Origin of the sequence: Mesorhizobium atlanticum (assembly GCF_003289965.1) — a bacterium.
GTDB classification, from domain to species: domain Bacteria; phylum Pseudomonadota; class Alphaproteobacteria; order Rhizobiales; family Rhizobiaceae; genus Mesorhizobium; species Mesorhizobium atlanticum.
In genome coordinates, this window is the sequence record NZ_QMBQ01000003.1 from 22,914 (window position 1) to 43,903 (window position 20,990).

The window sequence follows — 20,990 nt, forward strand, 5'->3', positions numbered from 1 at the left end:
GGTCTCAACTGCCGCATTGCCTTAGCTGCGCTGCGTAGTCGCGGGCCATCTGGTCGGTGGCGCGTGCGTAACTTTGAACACCGGCGTCGCCGCGATTGCCGCGGCCATAGGCGGTCCAGCCGAGATAATAGGCCAGATAGAGATTGTAAGTGTCGTTGCGGGCGACACCAAACGTGTCGGCGGTCTTGGAGTGGTACCAGCCGACGAAATCGATGGCGTCGGCGAAGCGCGTGCGGCGCGCCGCCCAGTTGCCGGTCTCGCTTTGATATTGCGACCAGGTACCGTCGAGCGCCTGCGAGTAGCCTGTGGCGCTCGAGACATGCGTCCACGGGATGAAGCCGAGCAGCTTTGTGCGCGGCGGGCGGGCATTGCTCTTGAAGCCGGATTCCTTGCGCACCGTCGCCATCAGCACGGGAACGGGAATGCCGTATTTCTGCTCCGTGCGCTCGGCGGCGGACTGCCAGTTGTCGAACCAGCCGTCATTCTGGTCGAAGACGGCGCAGACATTGTTGATGTGGCTGGGCGCCGTCGCGCAGGCCGACAGCGCCAGCAGCACGGAAACAGCGACAATTTTACTAAAACTCGACCTACGCATCGGGAGACGAATAGGCCGAAATCATAAAAGGAGTCTTGCCGTCTTCCTTAACGCTGATGAGGGAGGCGCGAAAATCCAGTATCGATATTCCGACCATCTGCGTCGCTATTGTTTTCATCGATTTTGAAAAATGCCGCCTAGGCTAAAATCACGCCGGCAAATGGCGAATTCCTGACAGCTCGCATGGGATGCCGGCGCTCTGATGCGCGCATGAGCGAACCAAGACGCAAGCGCGGCGCCGAGCGCACCAGCAATCGGGGACCGGCCGCCATTCCGCAACTCCCCCTGCGGCGAGTGGAGAATCCTTATCCGCCGATGGCGCTGCTGTCGGCCGACCAGATCGAGGCCATCCACCAGGCCTCGATGCACATCCTGGAGAATTTCGGCATCGAGGTGATGAGCCCTCGGGCGCTGTCGCTGTTCGAGCGCGCCGGCGCCAAGGTCGATCACGGGTCGATGAATGTGCGCATCGACCGGAGCATGGTCGAGGACGCGTTGACGTCGACGCGCAGCAACTACACGCTTACTCCGCGCAATCCCGCTCGAGCCATCCATCTCGGCGGCAGCACGATCAACTTCACGCTGGTGGCCGGCCCGCCCAATGTGCACGACATGGAGCGGGGCCGCCGCGCCGGCAACCTCGCCGACTATTCGGACCTCGTGCGGCTCGCCCAGCATTTCAACTGCATCCATATGCTCGGCAACCAGGTCTGCGCGCCGATCGAGCTGCCGGCAAACACAAGGCATATGGACACTTATTTCGCCAATCTGACGCTGACCGACAAATGCTTCCATGTCTCGGCGATCGGGCGGGGCAGGGCGCTGGACGGCATCGAGATGATGGCCATCGCGCGCGGGCTGACGCTGCATGAGATGGCGCAGGACCCCGGCGTCACCACCATCATCTCGGTCAACTCGCCGCGCCGCTTCGACGAGATGATGGCGGAGGGGCTGATGACGATGGCCGAATACGGCCAATCGGTAGCGGTGACGCCGTTCACGCTGATGGGCGCGATGAGCCCGGTGACACTTGCAGGTGCTTTGGCGCAGCAGAATGCCGAGGCGCTGTTCGGCATCGTGCTGACGCAATTGGTGCGTCCCGGCGCGCCGGTGATGTATGGCGCCTTCACCTCCAATGTCGACATGAAGTCGGGCGCGCCGGCCTTCGGCACGCCGGAAAACACCAAGGCCAATATCGCTTCCGGGCAGTTGGCGCGGCGCTACAACTTGCCCTACCGCACCACGCCGGGCTCGGCCTCCAATGCAGCCGATGCGCAGGGCGCCTATGAGACGATGATGGCGCTGTGGGGCGCGGTGCTCGGCCACGGCAATCTTGTCTATCATGCCGCCGGCTGGCAGGAGGGCGGACTGACGGCTTCGTTCGAAAAACTCATCATCGATGTCGAGATGATCCAGCACATGATGGAATTCCTGCGGCCAATCGTTGTCGACGAGGCGGAACTCGCGGTCGAGGCGCTGGGCGCGGTGCCGACAGGGGGCCATTTCTTCGGCGAGCCGCACACGCTGGAGCGTTACGCCACCGCCTTCTACCAGCCGATGCTTTCCAACTGGCAGAACTACGAGGCCTGGCAGGAAGCCGGGGCGCTCGACACGACTGCGCGCGCGACGCGGCTGTGGAAGAAGGCGCTGGAGGAATATGTCCAGCCGGCCATGGACCCAGCCGTGCGCGAGGCGCTCGAAGCCTATATGGCGCGCCGCAAGGAAGCGATCGGGCCAGGCGAGCCGTGAGGGAACGGCTTCCCATCCTGAATCATTTCAATCTCTCAACTCACTGAACCAACGAGAAAAACCCATGAAGTCGCATGCAAAGGTGGTGGTCATCGGCGGCGGTGTCGTCGGATGCTCGGTGCTGTTCCATCTCGCCCGCCACGGCTGGACCGACGTCGTGCTTCTGGAGCGCGACGAGCTGACTTCCGGTTCGACCTGGCATGCCGCCGGCGGCATGCACACGATCAATGGCGATCCCAACGTCGCCAAGCTGCAGAAATACACGATCTCGCTCTACAAGGAGATCGAGGAGCTTTCCGGCCAAGCGACCGGCGTGCATCTCACGGGCGGTGTGCTTCTGGCCGCGACCGAGGCGCGGCTCGACTGGCTGCGCGGCGTGGTGTCGAAGGGCCGCTATCTCGGCATCGACCTCGAAGTGATCTCGGCGAGGGAAGCGGCGGAATTGATGCCGCTCATCGATCCCAGCCAGTTCGTCGGCGCGGTGCGCAACAAGGAGGACGGCCATCTCGACCCGTCCGGTGTCACGCATGCGTATGCCAAGGCTGCGCGGAAACTTGGTGCGGAAGTGGAACGCTTTACCAAGGTCGAGGACATCGTGCGCCGCCCCGATGGGTTGTGGCGCGTCATCACCAACAAGGGCGATATCATCGCCGAGCATGTCGTTAATGCCGGTGGCCTGTGGGCGCGCGAGGTCGGCCGCATGGTCGGGCTAGAGCTGCCGGTGCTGGCGATGGAGCACATGTACCTGATCACCGAGGACATGCCGGAGGTCGCCGACTGGAACAAGAAGACTGGCACCGAGATCATCCACGCCGTCGACTTCGACGGCGAGCTCTATCTGCGCCAGGAGCGCGGCGGCATGCTGATGGGCACCTATGAGAAGGCCAACAAGGTGTGGTCGGAGTTCACCACACCTTGGAACTTCGGCCATGAGCTGCTGGAGCCGGACATCGACCGCATCGCGCCGTCGCTGGAAGTCGGCTTTCGTCACTTCCCGGCCTTCCAGAAGACCGGCATCAAGCAGATCATCAACGGTCCCTTCACCTTCGCGCCCGACGGCAATCCGCTGGTCGGCCCTGTGCGTGGCCTGCCGGGCTTCTGGGTCGCCTGCGGCGTCATGGCCGGCTTCAGCCAGGGTGGCGGCGTCGGCCTCGCGCTCTCCAACTGGATGATCGAGGGCGATCCCGGCGCCGACATCTGGGCGATGGACGTGGCGCGCTATGGCGACTGGGCGACGATGGCCTACACCAACGCCAAGGTGCGCGAGAATTATTCGCGGCGTTTCTCGATCCGCTTCCCGAACGAGGAGCTGCCGGCAGGGCGTCCGCTCAAGACGACGCCTCTCTACGACACGCTAGCCGTCAGGGGCGCGCAATGGGGCATATCCTATGGGCTCGAAGTGCCGCTCTGGTATGCGCCGGAAGGCGTCAAGGATGAGTTCTCCTGGCGGCGCTCTACCGACTTCGACCATGTCGCCAAGGAAGTCGCGGCGGTGCGCGACGGCGTCGGCCTGTCGGAAATCTCGAACTTCGCCAAATACAAGGTGACGGGCGAGGACGCGGCTGGATGGCTCGACCGCATGTTCGCCTGCAAGCTGCCAAGGCGCGGCCGCATGACGCTGGCGCCGATGCTGAAGGATGACGGCAGACTGATCGGCGATTTCACTTTAGCCAATATCGACGACAGCGAGTGGTTCATCGCCGGCTCAGGCATCGCCGAGCAATACCACATGCGCTGGTTCGAGGCGCATCTGCCCAAGGATGGTTCGGTGCGGATCGAGGCGCTGGGACAGAAGCTTTCCGGTCTCGCGATTGCCGGGCCGAAGGCGAGGGAGGTGCTGGCCAAGGTCACCCGCGCTGATGTTTCCAACGCGGCGTTCCCCTTCATGGCAATCGCCAGGATGGACATCGGCATGGCGCCGTGCCTTGTCGGACGCGTGAGCTATACGGGCGATCTTGGCTACGAGATCTGGGTGGCGCCGGAATACCAGCGCGCCGCCTACCAGGCGCTGACGGCGGCCGGAGGAGAGTTTGGCATCGGCCTGTTCGGCTCGCGCGCGCTGAATGCGCTCAGGCTCGAGAAGAACTACGGCTCATGGGCGCGCGAATACCGGCCGATCTATGGCCCGCTAGAGGCCGGGCTCGACCGCTTCGTCGCCTATGGCAAGGATGCCGATTTCATCGGCAAGGAGGCCGCGCTCGCGGAGCGCAGGGAGGGCGGCAAGCTTCGGCTGCGCAGCTTCATCGTCGACGCCAGCGATGCCGACGTCATCGGCGACGAGGCGATCTGGCATGATGGCGCCGTGCGCGGCTGGGTCACGTCCGGCGGTTATGCGCACAATTCGAAGATGTCGGTCGCCATGGGCTATGTGCCGAAGGAGATCGCCGACAGACCGGACGGTTTCGAGATCGAGATCCTCGGCAAGCGCCATGCGGCGCGCATCCAGGCGGCGCCGCTGTTCGACGCCAATTTCGAGCGGATGCGCGGCTAAAGCGCGTCGCGATCCTTCCGACTCGCTCCATGCGCTTTAGGTTTTGATCTTACGCATGTCTTTATCCCGAAACCGGTTCCCACTTTCGGGAGACATGCTTTGGAGCAATTCCAGGAAAAGTGCGAAGCGTTTTTCCGTCCGGAATTGCGTCAAAACAAAATGCCTCCTGACGCGCTCCTCGCCATCAGGCCCTGGCGCTCTCACGATTGTCCACCGCGAAGGCGCCCGGACCGGCAAAGAACAGATAGAGGAAGACGAAGCAGAACAGTATGGCTGCGTCGCCGCCGTTGTTGGCCGGGAAGAAGTCGCGCGGGAAATGCGCCATGAAATAGGCGACCGCCATCTCGCCGCAGAGCAGAAACGCCACCGGGCGCGTGAAGAGCCCCAGCGCGAGTAGCACGCCGCCGGCAAACTCAAGGATCCCGGACGTCAGCGCAATCCCTGTCAGGGCCTCGGCATGGGCGCCGGGAGGAAAATTGAACAGTTTCTGGGTCCCGTGAGCTCGATGAACTGCAGCGCCGTCATGATGCGCAGCACACCCAACGCCTGGGGCCGGTACTGGGCAAGGCTTTCGAAAAGCTTCATGCAAAACTCCATTTGCCCCCGGTGCCGGCCTTAAATTACCGCCCGCCAACGGACCACTCACTTCCCTTGGCCTGCCATCAACAATCGGTGAGCCGAAATGGTTTCAATCCCCGATATTTCTTCTCGCATTGGTTGCATATGTATCCTTATGGTTGTATTAAGGGCATGACGGATCAAACCAAGCGAGTCTCCTTAGTCATGAGAAAATTAGTCATGAGAAAAGTCGTTATCGGCCTCTTCGCAATCCTTGCTGGCACCAGCTTCGCCATGGCCGCCGACACCGGCTGCGATGCCTTCAAATGGCCGGTTGAACGCGAGCAGGCGCTGTTTCCGGAGGCCCCCGCCGCGCAGTCGGGCGCCACGCTGACGGTCGGGGAAGCGGTGGATCTCACGCTCGCGGCGGTCGATACGGTCCCCTTTCAGGTGCCGCCGCAGCGTGCGCCGGCAGCCGGCACCTTCGGCGCGACTGCAAACGTGACCGTGCCGCCGGAAGGCGATCTGCAGCTCAGCCTGTCCGATGAGGCCTGGGTCGATGTCGTGCAGGACGGCAAGACCGTGAAATCGGCCGCTTTCAGCGGCGTCAAGACCTGCCCGGGCATCCGCAAGAGCGTGCGCTTCAAGCTCGCGGGCGGCGCCGCGATCATCCAGGTCAGCGGCGCGAAAAAGGCCGATCTGAAGCTGGCGGTGCTGACGCCGGAGTGACGCCAAATGGATAACGCTGGCGGGACAGCGCCCCCCTCTGTCCTGCCGGACATCTCCCCCACAAGGGGGGAGATTGGCAGCTTCTACCGCGCCGGTGCCAGCAAGGCGAAATGCGCGCCTTGCGGATCCTGGCACTGGATGATCCACTGGCCGCTCGGCACGTCCATCGGTCCCATGATGACCTTGCCGCCATTGTCGGTGACGCGCCTGGCGGCGGCGTCGATGGCGTCGACGTTGAAATAGAACTGCCAGACCGGAACCGGAATCTGCGGCGGTTTGTTCATGATGCCGCCGCCGGATTCAGGGCCGGCGCCGAAGGTTTTGTAGATACCCATCTCGCCCATGTCGAACTCGCCGGCGCTCGTCCAACCGAATTGGGTGGAGTAGAAATCGAAGGCGGCTTTCCAGTCCGACGTATAGAGCTCATGCCAGCCGACATGGCCAAGCGTGGTTGCCGGCACAGGCGGCTGGTCGGGCTGGTTGGGCTGCAGGAACATGAAGGCCGCGCCTTGCGGGTCGGCAACGACGGCGAAGCGGCCGACGCCCGGAATGTCGTCGGGCGCGCGGTGCACCGCACCGCCGGCGTCCTTGAGCGCCTGCGTCGAGGCGTCTACATCCTGGGTGTAGATATAGCCCATCCAGGCCGGCGGCATGCCCATCTTGGCGGGTTCTTCCGGCATGGTCATCAATCCGCCGACACCGCGCACGGCGGAATTGACCACGATGTAGCGGGGCATGCCGGGCGCCTTGTCGAAAGGCTCGGCCTTCCAGCCGACCACGGCCGTGTAGAAAGCCTCGGCGGCGTCGAGGTCGGTGGTCATCAGTTCGTACCAGAAGAAAGGTTGCGGGGATTTCGGCATGGTCGGTCTCCTCACCGGTTCAGGCAGCGATCGCGGTTCGATCCATCCTAGGACGATCCTGGCGACAGAAATCCGACATGGGCCGAAAATCTCGGGAGGCAAGGCGCCGCGCTCCGCTGATCTTGCATAGCCAGCGCTTTTCGACTTTGCTGCCGTCAAAGAGGGGCTTGCTTTCCATGCGTCGAATGTCGCTCACGCCTGAGCTTGTCGCGCTCTGCCATCGAGACGAGATCGATCCCGGTCCGAGCGGGGAGTGGACCCAGCTCAGCGACGACGATTTCGGCGCGCTCGCTGCGCGTCTCGCCGGCGAGGCCGACGAAGGGCCACTGTGGGTGTTCGCCTATGGCTCGCTGATCTGGAAACCGGCCTTCGAGTCCGTCGAGCAGCAGCGCGCCTCGGCGCATGGCTGGCATCGCTCCTTCTGTCTCGACATGGTGCGCTGGCGGGGCAGCGCCGCGCAGCCGGGGCTGATGATGGCTCTGGAACGCGGCGGGCGTTGCGACGGCGTCATCTACCGCCTGCCGGACGGCGAAAAGCCGGCCCAGATCGAGAGGCTGCTGCGACGCGAGATCGACGATCACGAGAGCGTCGCTTCCGTCAGATGGGTTCCGGTGCGGACGGCGCGAGGTCGGGTGCGGGCGCTGGGCTTCTGGGTCGGCGTAAAAGGCAGGGGGACGTCGCTCGGGCAGCCGCTGGAGAAGGTGGCTTGGGTGCTGGCGCGCGCCTGCGGCCATGTCGGCTCGGGTGCGGAATATCTCTACAACACCGTCAGCCATCTCGAGACCTTCGGCATCCATGACCGCAATCTGTGGCGGCTGCAGGAATTGGTGGCGGACGAGATACGGTCGATCCACAGCCACAGGGTCACAGGCCACGACACCGCAGAGCTTATCGAGGTGGCCATAACATGACTTCATTTGTCATGTTTTTGCTCAACCATTTCAGCGGCTTGGCCGAAAATTGACCAATTGATAAAAAAATAAAACGTGCTAGCCTTCCCCAAAACGACAACAAGGGGAACTGGAATGGCGACTGGTCATTTCATCGAAGGCATTGCCGGCGGCCGGCTGTCTTCCGAGCAATATGCCGACAATTTTTCCGACCTGCATCCGCCGCTCGATCACCACGAGGCGCTGGTCGAATCCGATCGCTGCTATTTCTGCTACGACGCGCCGTGCATGAATGCGTGCCCGACCTCGATCGACATCCCGCTGTTCATCCGCCAGATCGCCACCGGCAATCCGCTGGGCTCGGCCAAGACCATCTTCGACCAGAACATCCTCGGCGGCATGTGCGCCCGCGTTTGCCCGACCGAGACGCTGTGCGAAGAGGTCTGCGTGCGCGAGGTGGCCGAAGGCAAGCCGGTGCAGATCGGCCGGCTGCAGCGCTACGCCACCGATGTGGCGATGAGCGAGGGCAAGCAGTTCTACAAGCGCGCCGAAGCGACGGGCAAGAGCATTGCCGTGGTCGGCGCCGGGCCGGCAGGGCTGGCGGCGGCGCATCGCCTTGCCCGTCACGGCCATGAGGTGACGATCCTGGAGGCGCGGCCGAAGGCCGGCGGCCTCAACGAATATGGCATCGCCGCCTATAAGAGCGTCGACGATTTCGCCCAGGCCGAGGTCGACTACGTCACCGCGATCGGCGGCATCGACATCCAGAACGGTAAGGCGCTCGGCCGCGACTTCCAACTGGCCGACCTGATGCGCAACTACGATGCGGTCTTTCTTGGCCTCGGCCTTGGCGGTGTCAACGCACTGCGCGCCGACGGCGAAGACGCCGACGGTGTCGCCAATGCGGTCGAATTCATCGCCGAGCTTCGCCAGGCTAGTGACCTCTCCAGCCTGCCGGTCGGCCGGCGCGTCGTCGTCATCGGCGGCGGCATGACGGCGATCGATGCCGCGGTGCAGTCGAAGCTGCTCGGCGCGGAAGAAGTGACGATCTGCTACCGGCGCGGTCAGGAGCACATGAACGCCTCCGGCTTCGAGCAGGATCTGGCCGCCGCCAACGGCGTCACCATCCGCCACTGGCTGCAGCCGAAGCGCGTGATTGCCGAGAACGGCAAGGTCTCCGGGATCGAGCTCGAATACACCGCGATGAGCGGCGACAAGCTGGCCGGCACCGGCGAACGGCTCACGCTCGTCGCCGACCAGGTGTTCAAGGCGATCGGCCAGAGCTTTGTGCCGGCGCATCTCAACGGCAGCGCGGAGGCGATCGAGCTCGAAGGCGGCCGCATCAAGGTCGATGCCGAAGGCCGCACCTCGCTGGCAAAAGTCTGGGCGGGCGGCGATTGCATCTTCGGGGGTGACGATTTGACTGTCTCGGCGGTAGCGCAGGGGCGCGACGCCGCCGAGAGCATCCACCGGGCACTGACCTCTAACGGGAGGGCATGAGCATGGCAGACATCCGCAACAATTTCATCGGCATCAAGTCGCCAAATCCGTTCTGGCTGGCCTCGGCGCCGCCGACCGACAAGGCCTACAATGTCGAGCGCGCCTTCAAGGCCGGCTGGGGCGGCGTGGTATGGAAGACGCTGGGCGAAGAGGGCCCGCCGGTCGTCAACGTCAACGGCCCGCGCTACGGCGCGATCTGGGGCGCCGACCGCAGGCTGCTTGGCCTGAACAACATCGAGCTGATCACCGACCGCGACCTGCAGACCAATCTGCGCGAGATGAAGCAGGTGAAGATGAACTGGCCGGATCGGGCGCTGATCGCCTCGATCATGGTGCCTTGCGTGGAGGAAAGCTGGAAGGCGATCCTGCCGCTGGTCGAGGAGACCGGCGCCGACGGCATCGAGCTCAATTTCGGCTGCCCGCACGGCATGAGCGAGCGCGGCATGGGCTCGGCGGTCGGCCAGGTGCCGGAATATATCGAGATGGTGGTGCGGTGGTGCAAGCAGTATACGCGCATGCCCGTCATCACCAAGCTGACGCCCAACATCACCGACATCCGCAAGCCTGCCCGCGCGGCCAAGGCCGGCGGCACCGACGCGGTGTCGCTGATCAACACCATCAACTCGATCACCGGCGTCGATCTCGACAGTTTCGCGCCGCAGCCGACCATCGACGGCAAGGGCTCGCATGGCGGCTATTGCGGCCCGGCGGTGAAGCCGATCGCCATGAACATGGTGGCCGAGATCGCCCGTGATCCCGAAACGCACGGCCTGCCGATCTCCGGCATCGGCGGCATCACCACCTGGCGCGACGCTGCGGAATTCATGGCGCTCGGCGCCGGGAATGTGCAGGTCTGCACGGCGGCCATGACCTATGGCTTCAAGATCGTGCAGGAGATGATCGCCGGCCTGGAAAACTGGATGGACGAGAAGGGCCACGCCTCGCTCTCCGACATCATCGGCCGCGCCACGCCCAACGTCACCGACTGGCAGTATCTCAACCTCAACTACGTCGCCAAGGCGCATATCGACCAGGACGCCTGCATCAAATGCGGCCGTTGCCACATCGCCTGCGAGGACACCTCGCACCAGGCGATCACCAACATGGTCGACGGCGTTCGGCATTTCGAGGTGATCGAGGCCGAATGCGTCGGCTGCAATCTCTGCGTCAATGTCTGCCCGGTCGAAGGCTGTATCACCATGGAGCCGCTGGCGGCCGGCGTCGTGGACCAGCGCACCGGCAAGCCGGTGTCGCCGATCTACGCCAACTGGACGACGCACCCCAACAATCCGATGGCCAAGGTGGCGGCGGAATAAGCTTGGGTTCCTCGCCCCACGAGAGTGGGAGAGGTGGCCCGGCAAAAGCCGGGCCGGAGAGGGGCCACCCGGCGGCTGGACACCGCTGAGGCCCCATACTGTCTGTATCTTTCTTGCGCCTAGTCCCTGACCGGTTTTGGCTTCGCAGAGGGCGTCCCCCTCTCCGTCCCGGCTTCGCCGGGCCACCTCTCCCCCCGCTTTGCGGGGTGCGAGGAACCCAAGTCCTGCGAAGGCGCCGTTCTTCCTCACATTGCCGTTGCGAATGGTCGGGAATTTTCATTTCCCTATTGCGGATAAAGGCTATCCAGGATAAAAGATATCTATGAATTGGAGACCGAGGCTATGAAGCTAGGCGATGGCGTCGAAGCGGCCATTCACTGCGCAGCGACGTTGGCCAGCGTGGATGGCAACAGCACCATGCCGGGCGCGGCGCTCGCGGAGTGTTTTGGGCTGTCGCCGAGTTATCTTTTGAAGCATCTCAACCAGCTCACGGCGGCGCGGATTCTTGAATCGGTGCCGGGACCGGCGGGCGGCTACCGGCTGGCGCGAGCGGCGGAGCTGATCACGCTGCTGGATATCGTGCTGGCCGTCGAGGGCAGGGAGCCTGCGTTCCGATGCGGCGAAATTCGCCAGCGCGGCCCGGTCAAGATCGATGCGTCGGCTTATGTCAAACCCTGCGGCATCAATGCCGCGATGCTCAAGGCGGAGCGCGCCTATCGGGCGGCGCTTGCCGAAGTGAAGCTGTCCGACATCGTGGCGGAGTATGCGGCCGAAGGCGATCCGCGATCCTATGCCGCGAGCTGCGCCTTCGTCGAGCGCCACCAGCGGCCGCAGAAACCCGCTTCATCCAAACAGACTTAACCCGCCAGACAATGTGGAAAGGCAAAGACGATGAAACAGAGACTTCAATTTTATGCCAAGGCGCCGGCTCTCATGAAGGCAGTGACCGAGCTCAACACGGCTGTCGAGGAGAGCGGGCTGGAGGCCAGCCTGATCCATCTGGTAAAGCTCAGGGCTTCGCAGATCAATGGCTGCTCCTACTGCGTCGACATGCACAGCCGTGAGGCAAGGCGCGACGGCGAGACCGAGCAGCGCCTCTATCTGGTCGCGGCTTGGAAGGAATCGCCGCTGTTTTCCGAGCGCGAGAGGGCGGCATTTGCCTGGACCGAGGCGGTGACCAACATTTCCGGCAACGGCGTTCCGGACGATCTCTATGCCGCCACGCTGGAGCATTTTTCCGAGGAGGAACTTGTGAAGCTGACCGTGCTGGTTGGCATGATCAATGTGTGGAATCGCCTCGCCATACCGTTCCGCTCCGTCCACCCGGTCGAAAAGGCAAAGGCCGCCTGATCTTGCGGCCGCGACGTGGGCCGGCTGAGCGGCCCACGTCTTTTTTCGGCGAAAGAACAACGACATGTTCGAGAATTTTCAGAACGAGATTCTAATCATCTCCCGGCTGCTGCTTGGCGGCGCCTTCCTCTTTGCCGGTCTGCGCAACATCCAGAACAGAAAGCTGGTCGCCTCGCTGATGGCCGCGCGCGGCGTGCCGCAGGCGACGCTCGCTCTGTGGCTGGGCATCGTCTTGCAGGTCGTTGCCGGGGCGCTGGTTATCGCCGGCCTTTGGACCGCGCCTGCGGCGGCAGCTCTCATCCTGTTCCTGATCGTCGCGACGCCGATGTTTCACAATTTCTGGGATCGTCAGGGCGCGGATCGCACGTCCCGCATAAACGGCGTCGTCAGCAATGTTGCTTTGGCTGGCGGGTTCCTGGCGCTGATCGCGAAGGGCATATAGACGGCCGCGCTGTCGCGGCCGCGGGCGTCCGGGCTAGGCCGCGAACCTCAAGCCGCCGTCGCAGGTCAGCACCTGCCCGGTCATGAAACCGTTGGAGACCAGGAAGGCAATCGCCTCGGCAACATCTTCGGCGCGGCCGATGCGGCCGACCGGTGTCTTGCCGGCATATTCGGCAAACACCGCCTGCCGCTGCTCATCGGGAAGAAAATCCCACCAGGGCGTGTCGATGACGCCGGGCGCCACGACATTGACGCGCAGCGGCTTCAGCTCGACCGCCAGGATCGGCGCGACGGTCAAGAGCATGCCGTTGATGGCGCCGATGCCGGCGACACCGGGCGCGGCAATTTGAGCCGACACGGCCGAGATGAAAGTGACCGATCCGGCCTTGTTCAGGGTCGGCAAAGCGGCCTGCAGGCAGGACAATTGCGGCCGGATCTTTTCGTCGACGCCGCTGGCGATATCGGCGAGGTCGAGCGTCGCGAACGGTCCCAGCCCCTTGCCGCCGCTTGCGGCGAGAACCAGGTGATCGAACGGCCCGAGGCGCTCGAAGAACTGCCGGACTTCATCCGGCTTGGTGGCGTCGAAGGCAGCTTTGCCGACGGTGCCGTCGAGGCTCTTCCAGGCGCTTTTCAGCTTGTCTTCGTTGCGGCCGGTGATCGTGACTTTCATGCCGGGGCCGACAAGCCGCCTGGCCGTGGCGAGTCCGATGCCGGACGAGCCGCCGATGATGACGCAATGTTGGATGGTCTCGCTCATGAGTGCTGTTCCCTGGATGTTGGTGATGGGTGACCGATCAGTTCGAGGCTCAAGGCCCGCAATCGGCGGCGGGCCTTTTCGTCATAGGCCTGTGCATCGGCGCGCGATTCCCGCTGGCCGTCGAAATAGCGGCCGCTGCGCCCTTCGAGTGCCGGCGATGTCGCGAGGTTGAGGATGGCGTCGGCGCCGGTTTCGACCGAGCTCCATGGCGTGACGCCGGCCTGCCGGACCATCGTGGTGTCCATGTAGCTTGCCGGATGCAAGGCGTTGACGGTGATGCCGGTGCCTTCGAGCTGTTCCGCCAGATCGACGGTGAACAGGATCTGCGCCAGCTTGCTCTGGCAGTAGGCGCGCACGCCGCTATAGCCATGCGTCAGCATGATGTCGTCGAAGTCGATTGCCTGCTGGCCGGCCGAGGCGACGTTGACGATGCGCGCCGGCGCGCTTGCCTTGAGCAAAGGCAAAAGCTCCGACGTCAGCAGGAAGCCGGCGAGATAGTTGACGGCGAAGCGCAGCTCGTAGCCGTCGGCGCTGACCTGCCGCTTCGCGCCCTGGCCGCCGGTGCCGACGCCGGCATTGTTGATCAGGATATCGAGCCGATCGGTCCTTGCGCGCACGGCTTCGGCGAGGCGGCGTACTTCGGCAAGCGAAGCGAGGTCGGCGCCGAGAAATTCCGCCTTGCCGCCCTTGGCCTCGATCGCGGCGACTGTCGCTTTGCCGCGGCCTGCGTCGCGACCATGCACCAGCACGCGGGCGCCGGCGGCGCCGAGCCTTTCGGCGACCACACGGCCGACGCCGTCGGTCGAGCCGGTGACGAGAATGGTTTTGTCCTTGGGTTCCATGTTCAGAGCCTCCTTGAGCTGCTCTGAACGGAAAGATGGGACACGGCGCGCGTCCCAAACAGTTCAAACTTTATCCTGGTATCGGTACTGCTATAATAGACGCATGGATGCCGTCGCTCATTCCCCCGAAGATCACCGCCGGCGCGAGCTCGGCGCCTTCCTGCGTTCGCGCCGCGAGAGGCTTTCGCCCGATGTCGCCGGCATCGCTTGCGGCGCCCGGCGGCGCACGCCCGGGCTGCGGCGCGAGGAAGTGGCGATGATCGCCGGCGTCGGCACCACCTGGTACACCTGGCTGGAGCAGGGCAGGGACGTGCGGCCCTCGGTCGAGGTGCTGTCAGCGCTCTGCCAGGCGCTGCGGCTAGACGGCGCCGAGCAGCGGCATTTGTTCACACTCGCGGGCCGCCAGCAGCCGGAGCGGCGGCGCATCGTGCAGACAAAGGTCGAAGGACCCTTGCTGCACATGCTGCAGAGCCTGGTGCTGCAGCCAGCCTATGTGGTCGGCCCGCGCTGGGACGTGCTGGCCTGGAACGACGCGGCCGTCGCCATTTTCGGCGATTATGGCCTGCTGGAGGGCGACGCACGCAACATCATCCACGGGGTGTTCACCGATCCGCACCGGCGGCATCTTTTGGTGGACTGGGAGCAGCTGGCGCGCGCGACCCTTGCCGCGTTCCGTGCCGAGAGCGCGAAATACACCGGCGATCCGGATTTCGAGCGGCTGATCGCGCTGATGATGCGCTCGAGCCCCGAGTTTCGCGAGTGGTGGCCGCAGCGCGATGTCGTTCATCGTCTGTCTGGCATGAAGCGTCTGCGGCATCCGATCGCCGGCGCGATGACCTTCGAGCATATGAGCCTGTCGATCGACGACGGTTCGGACATGCGATTGATCGTCTACACGCCGCTCGCCGAGCACAACTCGGTCGCCAAGCTGAAGAAGCTGCTGGACGAGCTTCCAACCGAGCGGCGCAGCGCCTGAGCGATCAGGGCAGGGTCAGCCCTTCGGCTTCAGCCCATCGAGGAACAACTGCTCCAGAAACCGCGCCGCGTCCTCGAAGCGGCCGTCGCCGCCGCGGTCGGCGCCGAGCACGGCGCGCACCTGGACATCGAAATCGGCATAATGCTGCGTCGTCGCCCAGATCGAGAAGATCAGATGCCAGGGATCGGTGCGGGCGATCTTGCCGGCGCGCATCCAGCCCTTGATGACGGCGGCTTTCTCGTCGACCAAGGTCTTCAACTCGCCCTCCAGCATTGGCTTGATGCGCGGCGCGCCCTGCAGGATCTCGTTGGCGAAGAGCCGGCTTTCGCGCGGGAAGTCGCGCGCCATCTCCAGCTTCCTGCGGATATAGCTTCTGAGCTCCGTCAGCGGGTCGCCGATGTCGTCCAGCTCGCGCAGCGGCGCCAGCCAGGTGTCGAGCAGGCGCTGCATCAATGTCTCGTGAATGTCTTCCTTGCGGCGGAAGTAATAGAGAAGGTTCGGCTTCGACATGCCGGCGGCTTCGGCGATCTGGTCGATGGTCGAGCCGCGAAAGCCGTTTGCGGAGAAGACTTCGAGCGCGGCTTCGAGGATCAGCTCGCGCTTTTCCTGTTGGATCCGGGTGCGGCGGGGAGCGGAGCCTTCCATCGTGTCCGTCATCCTTGCAGGCCGCCGCGGTGACTATCTGGACCAATTGTCTGGACCAGTTTTTCCTTGGGCTGTGGAGCGCGCTTTTTATGCCGCATTTCCGCTAGTAATCCCCTGACCGCCGACAGGCGGCGCTAACGTTTGTCCAACCGGTCAAAAATTTGCGTAGCACGAAAACGCAGCAAAGACCAAGCGTTGGCCGCACCGAAACAGGTTACAAGGGGAAGTCTTGGCTATGTCCAACCGGCTGAAAGTCACGCCGAACGATCTCAGCGCATTCTGGATGCCGTTCACGGCAAACCGTCAGTTCAAGCAGGCGCCGCGCATGTTCGTGTCCGCCAAGGACATGCACTACACGACCAGCGACGGCCGCAAGGTGCTCGACGGCACCGCGGGCCTCTGGTGCGTGAACGCCGGTCACTGCCGGCCGAAGATCACCGAGGCGATCCAGAACCAGGCCGCCGAACTTGATTACGCGCCCGCCTTCCAGATGGGCCACCCGATCGTGTTCGAGCTGGCGAACCGGCTCGTCGACATCGCGCCGAAGGGTATGGACCATGTCTTCTTCACCAATTCCGGTTCGGAATCGGTCGAGACCGCGCTCAAGATGGCGATCGCCTATCACCGTGTCAGAGGCGAGGGCTCGCGCACCCGCCTGATCGGCCGCGAGCGCGGCTACCATGGTGTCAATTTCGGCGGCATCTCGGTCGGCGGCATTGTTTCCAACCGCAAGATGTTCGGCACGCTGCTCGGCGGCGTCGACCATCTGCCGCACACGCATCTGCCGGAGAAGAACGCCTTCTCGAAGGGCGTGCCGGAGCATGGCGCGGAGCTCGCGAACGATCTCGAGCGGCTGATTGCGCTGCATGACGCTTCGACCATCGCGGCCGTCATCGTCGAGCCGGTTGCCGGCTCCACCGGCGTCATCCTGCCGCCGAAGGGCTATCTGCAGAAGCTTCGGGAAATCTGCACGAAACACGGCATATTGTTGATTTTCGATGAAGTGATCACCGGCTTCGGCCGCCTCGGCGCGCCGTTCGCGGCCGACTATTTCGGCGTCACGCCGGATATCATGACCACCGCCAAGGGCGTTTCCAACGGCGTCATCCCGATGGGTGCGGTGTTCGTCAAGAAGGAGATCCACGACGCCTTCATGACCGGCCCCGAGCACATGATCGAGTTCTTCCACGGCTACACTTACTCGGGCAATCCGATCGCCTGCGCCGCGGCGCTCGGCACGCTGGACACCTACAAGGAAGAGGGCCTTCTGACGCGCGGCGAGGAGCTGGCGCCGTACTGGGAAGACGCGCTGCATTCGCTCAAGGGCGAGCCGCATGTCATCGACGTCCGCAACATCGGCCTGATCGGCGCGATCGAGCTGGCGCCGATCGCCGGCAGCCCGACCAAGCGGGCGTTCTCGGCCTTCGTCAAGGCCTTCGAGCGCGGCGCGCTGATCCGCACCACCGGCGACATCATCGCGCTGTCGCCGCCGCTGATCATCACCAAAGGCCAGATCAATGAATTGATCGACCATGTGCGGGATGTTCTGAGGTCGATCGACTGATAAGCCGGGCGGACATCCTTCCCGTCGAGGGAAGGGTGTCCGTGAATCGGCTGGGCGAGGTCGGCTAAGATGTGCCGACCTCGACAGTGGTGCGATTCAGGCAGGCTGCGCGCCGATGCCGGTCAGGATCACGCGCTTGATGTTTTCCTTGGCCTCGCGCCATTGCCGGTCGGACAGGGACTTGCCGCCGTTCAGCGTCTCGATCTGGTGGCCGAAATCGGCGTAATGCTGGGTCGTGGCCCAGAGCATGTAGAGCAGATGCCGCGGGTCGACCGGGTCCATCTTGCCCTCGTCGATCCAGCGCCTGATGATCTCGACGCGACCGTCGGTCCATTCGCGAAGCGTCGATTCCATATAGTCCTGAAGCACCGGCGCGCCGTGCATCACCTCCGAGGCCCAGACCTTCGAGCCATCGGGGTGGCGGCGCGATATTTCCATCTTGGCGTCGATATAGGCGCTGATACCGTCTATCGGCCCGCGCGCGGCATCGAAGCAATTGGCCGCCTGCAGCCAGATTTCGAAAATGTTCTGGACGACGGACCGGTAAAGCTCTTCCTTGGTGGCGAAATAGTAGTGGAGATTTGCCTTTGGCAGCCCCGCCAGATCGGCAATCAGCTGCATGGTGGCGCCGCCGAACCCGGCTTCCGCGAACACCTTTTCGGCGGCGAGCAGAATGGCCTTTTCATTCTCCCGTCTTATGTCCTGGCGCCGCATCGGACGGGTGGATTCGGTCATGTCTCCCCCAAGATTCTCGTTGACCGCTTGGTCAGCTTGTGTACTCTCAAAGCTGACCATACGGTCAGGATGCAAACCACTCAAGGGGCGACAAGACCCCTAGTGAAAATGGGAACCGCAAAATGGCCGCACCCGGCGAGAATCTGCGAATCAATTCGGACCGTTTGTGGGACTCCCTGATGGAGATGGCGAAGATCGGCCCCGGTATCGCCGGCGGCAACAATCGCCAGACGCTAACCGATTCCGACAAAGAGGGCCGCGCGCTTTTCAAGTCCTGGTGCGATGCGGCCGGGCTCTCGATGGGCGTCGACCAGATGGGCACCATGTTCATGACGCGCGCCGGCACCGATCCGGATGCGTTGCCGGTCTATGTCGGTTCCCACCTCGATACCCAGCCGACCGGCGGCAAGTATGACGGTGTGCTCGGCGTGCTCTCGGGTCTCGAGGTCGTGCGTTCGCTCAACGATCTCGGCATCAAGACGAAGCACCCGATCGTTGTCACCAACTGGACGAATGAAGAGGGCGCGCGTTTCGCCCCGGCCATGCTTGCCTCCGGCGTGTTCGCCGGGGTGCATACGCAGGACTACGCCTATGGCCGCAAGGATCTGGACGGCCTGACCTTCGGCGACGAGCTGAAGCGGATCGGCTGGGTCGGCGACGAGAAGGTCGGCGCGCGCAAGATGCACGCCTATTTCGAGTATCACATCGAGCAGGGACCGATCCTGGAGGCCGAGAACAAGCAGATCGGCGTGGTGACGCATTGCCAGGGCCTGTGGTGGTTGGAATTCACGCTGACGGGCAGGGAGGCGCATACCGGCTCGACGCCGATGAACATGCGCGTCAATGCCGGCCTCGCCATGGCCCGTATCCTGGAGATGGTGCAGACGGTGGCCATGGAGAACCAACCCGGCGCCGTCGGCGGCGTCGGACAGGTGAAGTTTTCGCCCAATTCGCGCAACGTTCTGCCTGGTACGGTGATCTTTACCGTCGACATCCGCTCGCCAGACCAGGCGAAGCTCGACGGCATGCGCGCCCGCATCGAGAAGGAAGCGCCGAAGATCTGCGAGGGGCTCGGCGTCAAATGCTCGGTCGAGGCGGTCGGCCATTTCGATCCGGTGACCTTCGATCCGACGCTGGTCGGCCGCGTGCGCACCGCCGCCGAAAAGCTGGGCTACAGCCACATGAACATCATCTCGGGCGCCGGCCACGATGCCTGCTGGGCGGCCAAGGTCGCGCCGGCAACGATGGTCATGTGCCCTTGCGTGGGCGGTCTCAGCCACAACGAGGCCGAGGAAATCTCCAAGGAATGGGCCGCGGCGGGCGCCGACGTGCTGTTCCACGCGGTGGTCGAAACGGCGGGAATCGTCGAATGACCGACTAGAGCATTCCACCGTTTCACGGAAACGGTGGAATGCTCTAGTATCTTTGTTTTAACGCAATTTCGGACGGAAAACCGCTTCACACTTTTCCTGAAATTGCTCCGGACCAATCACCTCGCAACGCCGCTCGCAAAGAAGCGCGAAAGAACAGGGGAACAGATATGACCAAAGTCATTCGCAACGGCACCATCGTGACGGCCGACCGCACGTGGAAGGCCGACGTGCTGATCCAGCACGGCAAGATCGTCGCCATCGGCTCCAACCTGCATGGCGATCATGAGTTCGACGCGACGGGCTGCTATGTCATGCCGGGCGGCATCGACCCGCATACCCATCTCGAAATGCCCTTCATGGGCACCTATTCGGCCGACGATTTCGAATCCGGCACGCGCGCGGCACTCTCCGGCGGCACAACGATGGTGGTCGATTTCTGCCTGCCGGCGCCGCAGCAGTCGCTGCTGGAGGCCCTGCAGATGTGGGACAACAAGACCTCGAAGGCGTCCTGCGACTATTCCTTCCACATGGCCATCACCTGGTGGGGCAAGCAGGTGTTCGACGAGATGGCGACGGTGGTCGACAGGGGCATCACCTCGTTCAAGCATTTCATGGCCTATAAGGGCGCGCTGATGGTGGACGACGACGAGATGTATGCGTCGTTCCAGCGCTGCGCCGACTTGGGCGCGCTGCCGCTGGTGCATGCCGAGAATGGCGACGTGGTCGCAGCACTTTCGCAGAAGCTGCTCGCCGCCGGCAACAATGGCCCGGAAGGCCATGCCTATTCGCGCCCGCCGGAGGTGGAAGGCGAGGCGACAAACCGCGCCATCATGATCGCCGACATGGCCGGCGTGCCGCTCTATGTCGTGCATGTCTCCTGCGAGCAGAGCCATGAAGCGATCCGCCGCGCCCGGCAGAAGGGCATGCGGGTGTTCGGCGAGCCGCTGATCCAGCATCTGACGCTCGACGAGACCGAGTATTTCAACAAGGACTGGGACCATGCGGCGCGCCGGGTGATGAGCCCGCCCTTCCGCAGCAAGTGGCACCAGGATTCGCTGTGGGCCGGCCTGCAGGCAGGCTCGCTGCAAGTGGTTGCGACCGACCACTGCTCCTTCACCACCAAGCAGAAGCGCAACGGTGTCGGCGACTTCACCAAGATCCCGAACGGCACCGGAGGGCTCGAGGACCGCTTGCCGGTCCTGTGGACGACCGGCGTCAACACCGGCCGCCTGACGATGAACGAGTTCGTCGCGGTGACCTCGACCAACATCGCAAAGATCCTCAATATGTATCCGAAGAAGGGGGCGATCGTCGAAGGCGCTGACGCCGACATCATCGTCTGGGACCCGAAGCGCAAGAAGACGATCTCGGCCAAGAAGCAGCAGTCGGTGATCGACTATAACGTCTTCGAAGGTTTCGAGGTGACCGGCCTACCGCGCTTCGTCTTCTCGCGCGGCGAATTGTCGATCGAGGAAGCGGACGTCAAGGCCAAGGTCGGCCATGGCGAGTTCGTGGCGCGTGAGCCGAACGCCGCGGTCAACCGGGCGCTGTCGACCTGGAAGGAGATTTCCGCGCCGCGCAAGGTGGAGCGTACCGGCATCCCGGCAACCGGGGTCTGA

The 20,990-nt window shown here is 63.7% G+C and carries 19 protein-coding genes and 1 pseudogene; 13 read left to right on the plus strand and 7 right to left on the minus strand.

All coding sequences use genetic code 11. The features are described from left to right. Positions 1-4 precede the first annotated feature (4 nt). On the minus strand, positions 5-595 hold the full coding sequence (locus DPM35_RS09870; protein WP_041012174.1) for a transglycosylase SLT domain-containing protein: 591 nt from the start codon (positions 593-595) through the stop codon (positions 5-7). A gap of 210 nt (positions 596-805) precedes the next feature. On the opposite strand from DPM35_RS09870, the gene DPM35_RS09875 reads away from it, so the two are divergent. Together DPM35_RS09875 and DPM35_RS09880 are read left to right on the plus strand one after the other, a co-directional pair. Continuing rightward, positions 806-2,344, plus strand: a complete 1,539-nt coding sequence (locus tag DPM35_RS09875) for a trimethylamine methyltransferase family protein (protein WP_112127139.1) — start codon at positions 806-808, stop codon at positions 2,342-2,344. Between the two features lie 64 nt (positions 2,345-2,408). Next, the gene (locus DPM35_RS09880; protein WP_112127140.1) at positions 2,409-4,835 is read left to right on the plus strand and encodes a GcvT family protein; all 2,427 of its coding nucleotides are present in this window, start codon (positions 2,409-2,411) and stop codon (positions 4,833-4,835) included. Positions 4,836-5,019: 184 nt separating this feature from the next. Here DPM35_RS09880 and DPM35_RS09885 read toward each other — a convergent pair. Next, positions 5,020-5,420: pseudogene (locus DPM35_RS09885) on the minus strand (DoxX family protein). A gap of 198 nt (positions 5,421-5,618) precedes the next feature. Here DPM35_RS09885 and DPM35_RS09890 point away from each other — a divergent pair. Then, positions 5,619-6,122, plus strand: a complete 504-nt coding sequence (locus DPM35_RS09890; RefSeq protein WP_181592005.1) for a hypothetical protein — start codon at positions 5,619-5,621, stop codon at positions 6,120-6,122. 83 nt (positions 6,123-6,205) lie between these two features. On the opposite strand, the gene DPM35_RS09895 is transcribed toward DPM35_RS09890, so the two are convergent. Continuing rightward, a complete protein-coding gene (locus DPM35_RS09895) occupies positions 6,206-6,982 on the minus strand; it encodes a VOC family protein (RefSeq protein ID WP_112127142.1) in 777 nt (258 codons plus the stop codon). Between the two features lie 176 nt (positions 6,983-7,158). On the opposite strand from DPM35_RS09895, the gene DPM35_RS09900 reads away from it, so the two are divergent. The 6 genes from DPM35_RS09900 (at position 7,159) to DPM35_RS09925 (ending at position 12,480) form a co-directional block, all read left to right on the plus strand. Next, the gene (locus tag DPM35_RS09900; RefSeq protein WP_112127143.1) at positions 7,159-7,893 is read left to right on the plus strand and encodes a gamma-glutamylcyclotransferase; all 735 of its coding nucleotides are present in this window, start codon (positions 7,159-7,161) and stop codon (positions 7,891-7,893) included. A gap of 114 nt (positions 7,894-8,007) precedes the next feature. Beyond that, complete coding sequence (locus DPM35_RS09905; RefSeq protein WP_112127144.1) at positions 8,008-9,372, plus strand: NAD(P)-dependent oxidoreductase; 1,365 nt, start codon at positions 8,008-8,010, stop codon at positions 9,370-9,372. A 2-nt stretch (positions 9,373-9,374) separates the two neighbouring features. Next, entirely contained in the window at positions 9,375-10,688 is a 1,314-nt protein-coding gene (preA, locus tag DPM35_RS09910) for an NAD-dependent dihydropyrimidine dehydrogenase subunit PreA (RefSeq protein WP_112127145.1), read from the plus strand. A gap of 342 nt (positions 10,689-11,030) precedes the next feature. Continuing rightward, the gene (locus tag DPM35_RS09915) at positions 11,031-11,549 is read left to right on the plus strand and encodes an RrF2 family transcriptional regulator (RefSeq protein ID WP_112127146.1); all 519 of its coding nucleotides are present in this window, start codon (positions 11,031-11,033) and stop codon (positions 11,547-11,549) included. Positions 11,550-11,579: 30 nt separating this feature from the next. After that, complete coding sequence (locus DPM35_RS09920) at positions 11,580-12,038, plus strand: carboxymuconolactone decarboxylase family protein (protein WP_112127147.1); 459 nt, start codon at positions 11,580-11,582, stop codon at positions 12,036-12,038. Positions 12,039-12,102: 64 nt separating this feature from the next. Beyond that, entirely contained in the window at positions 12,103-12,480 is a 378-nt protein-coding gene (locus tag DPM35_RS09925; protein ID WP_112127148.1) for a DoxX family protein, read from the plus strand. A 33-nt stretch (positions 12,481-12,513) separates the two neighbouring features. On the opposite strand, the gene DPM35_RS09930 is transcribed toward DPM35_RS09925, so the two are convergent. Beyond that, positions 12,514-13,236, minus strand: a complete 723-nt coding sequence (locus tag DPM35_RS09930) for an SDR family oxidoreductase (RefSeq protein WP_112127149.1) — start codon at positions 13,234-13,236, stop codon at positions 12,514-12,516. After that, positions 13,233-14,078 (minus strand): SDR family oxidoreductase, encoded by an 846-nt coding sequence (locus tag DPM35_RS09935; RefSeq protein WP_112127150.1) that lies wholly within the window; start codon positions 14,076-14,078, stop codon positions 13,233-13,235. Before DPM35_RS09935 ends, DPM35_RS09930 begins: the two co-directional genes overlap by 4 nt. Before the next feature lie 103 nt (positions 14,079-14,181). Between DPM35_RS09935 and DPM35_RS09940 the strand changes: the two genes are divergently transcribed. Further along, positions 14,182-15,054, plus strand: a complete 873-nt coding sequence (locus DPM35_RS09940; protein WP_112127151.1) for a helix-turn-helix transcriptional regulator — start codon at positions 14,182-14,184, stop codon at positions 15,052-15,054. Between the two features lie 15 nt (positions 15,055-15,069). Here the strand turns inward: DPM35_RS09940 and DPM35_RS09945 are convergent, their stop codons facing one another. Next, positions 15,070-15,699: a TetR family transcriptional regulator C-terminal domain-containing protein gene (locus tag DPM35_RS09945; RefSeq protein WP_095769027.1), complete on the minus strand. Its 630-nt coding sequence runs from the start codon at positions 15,697-15,699 to the stop codon at positions 15,070-15,072. 235 nt (positions 15,700-15,934) lie between these two features. Between DPM35_RS09945 and aptA the strand changes: the two genes are divergently transcribed. Further along, positions 15,935-17,263: an omega-aminotransferase AptA gene (gene aptA, locus DPM35_RS09950; RefSeq protein WP_112127152.1), complete on the plus strand. Its 1,329-nt coding sequence runs from the start codon at positions 15,935-15,937 to the stop codon at positions 17,261-17,263. 96 nt (positions 17,264-17,359) lie between these two features. Here aptA and DPM35_RS09955 read toward each other — a convergent pair whose 3' ends face one another. Further along, positions 17,360-17,998, minus strand: a complete 639-nt coding sequence (locus DPM35_RS09955) for a TetR/AcrR family transcriptional regulator (RefSeq protein ID WP_112127153.1) — start codon at positions 17,996-17,998, stop codon at positions 17,360-17,362. Positions 17,999-18,120: 122 nt separating this feature from the next. Between DPM35_RS09955 and DPM35_RS09960 the strand changes: the two genes are divergently transcribed. Both DPM35_RS09960 and hydA read left to right on the plus strand, forming a co-directional pair. Continuing rightward, positions 18,121-19,371 carry a Zn-dependent hydrolase gene (locus DPM35_RS09960; RefSeq protein WP_112127154.1) on the plus strand — a complete coding sequence of 417 codons (1,251 nt, stop codon included), beginning with the start codon at positions 18,121-18,123 and terminating at the stop codon, positions 19,369-19,371. A gap of 167 nt (positions 19,372-19,538) precedes the next feature. Continuing rightward, positions 19,539-20,990, plus strand: a complete 1,452-nt coding sequence (gene hydA / locus DPM35_RS09965) for a dihydropyrimidinase (protein ID WP_112127155.1) — start codon at positions 19,539-19,541, stop codon at positions 20,988-20,990.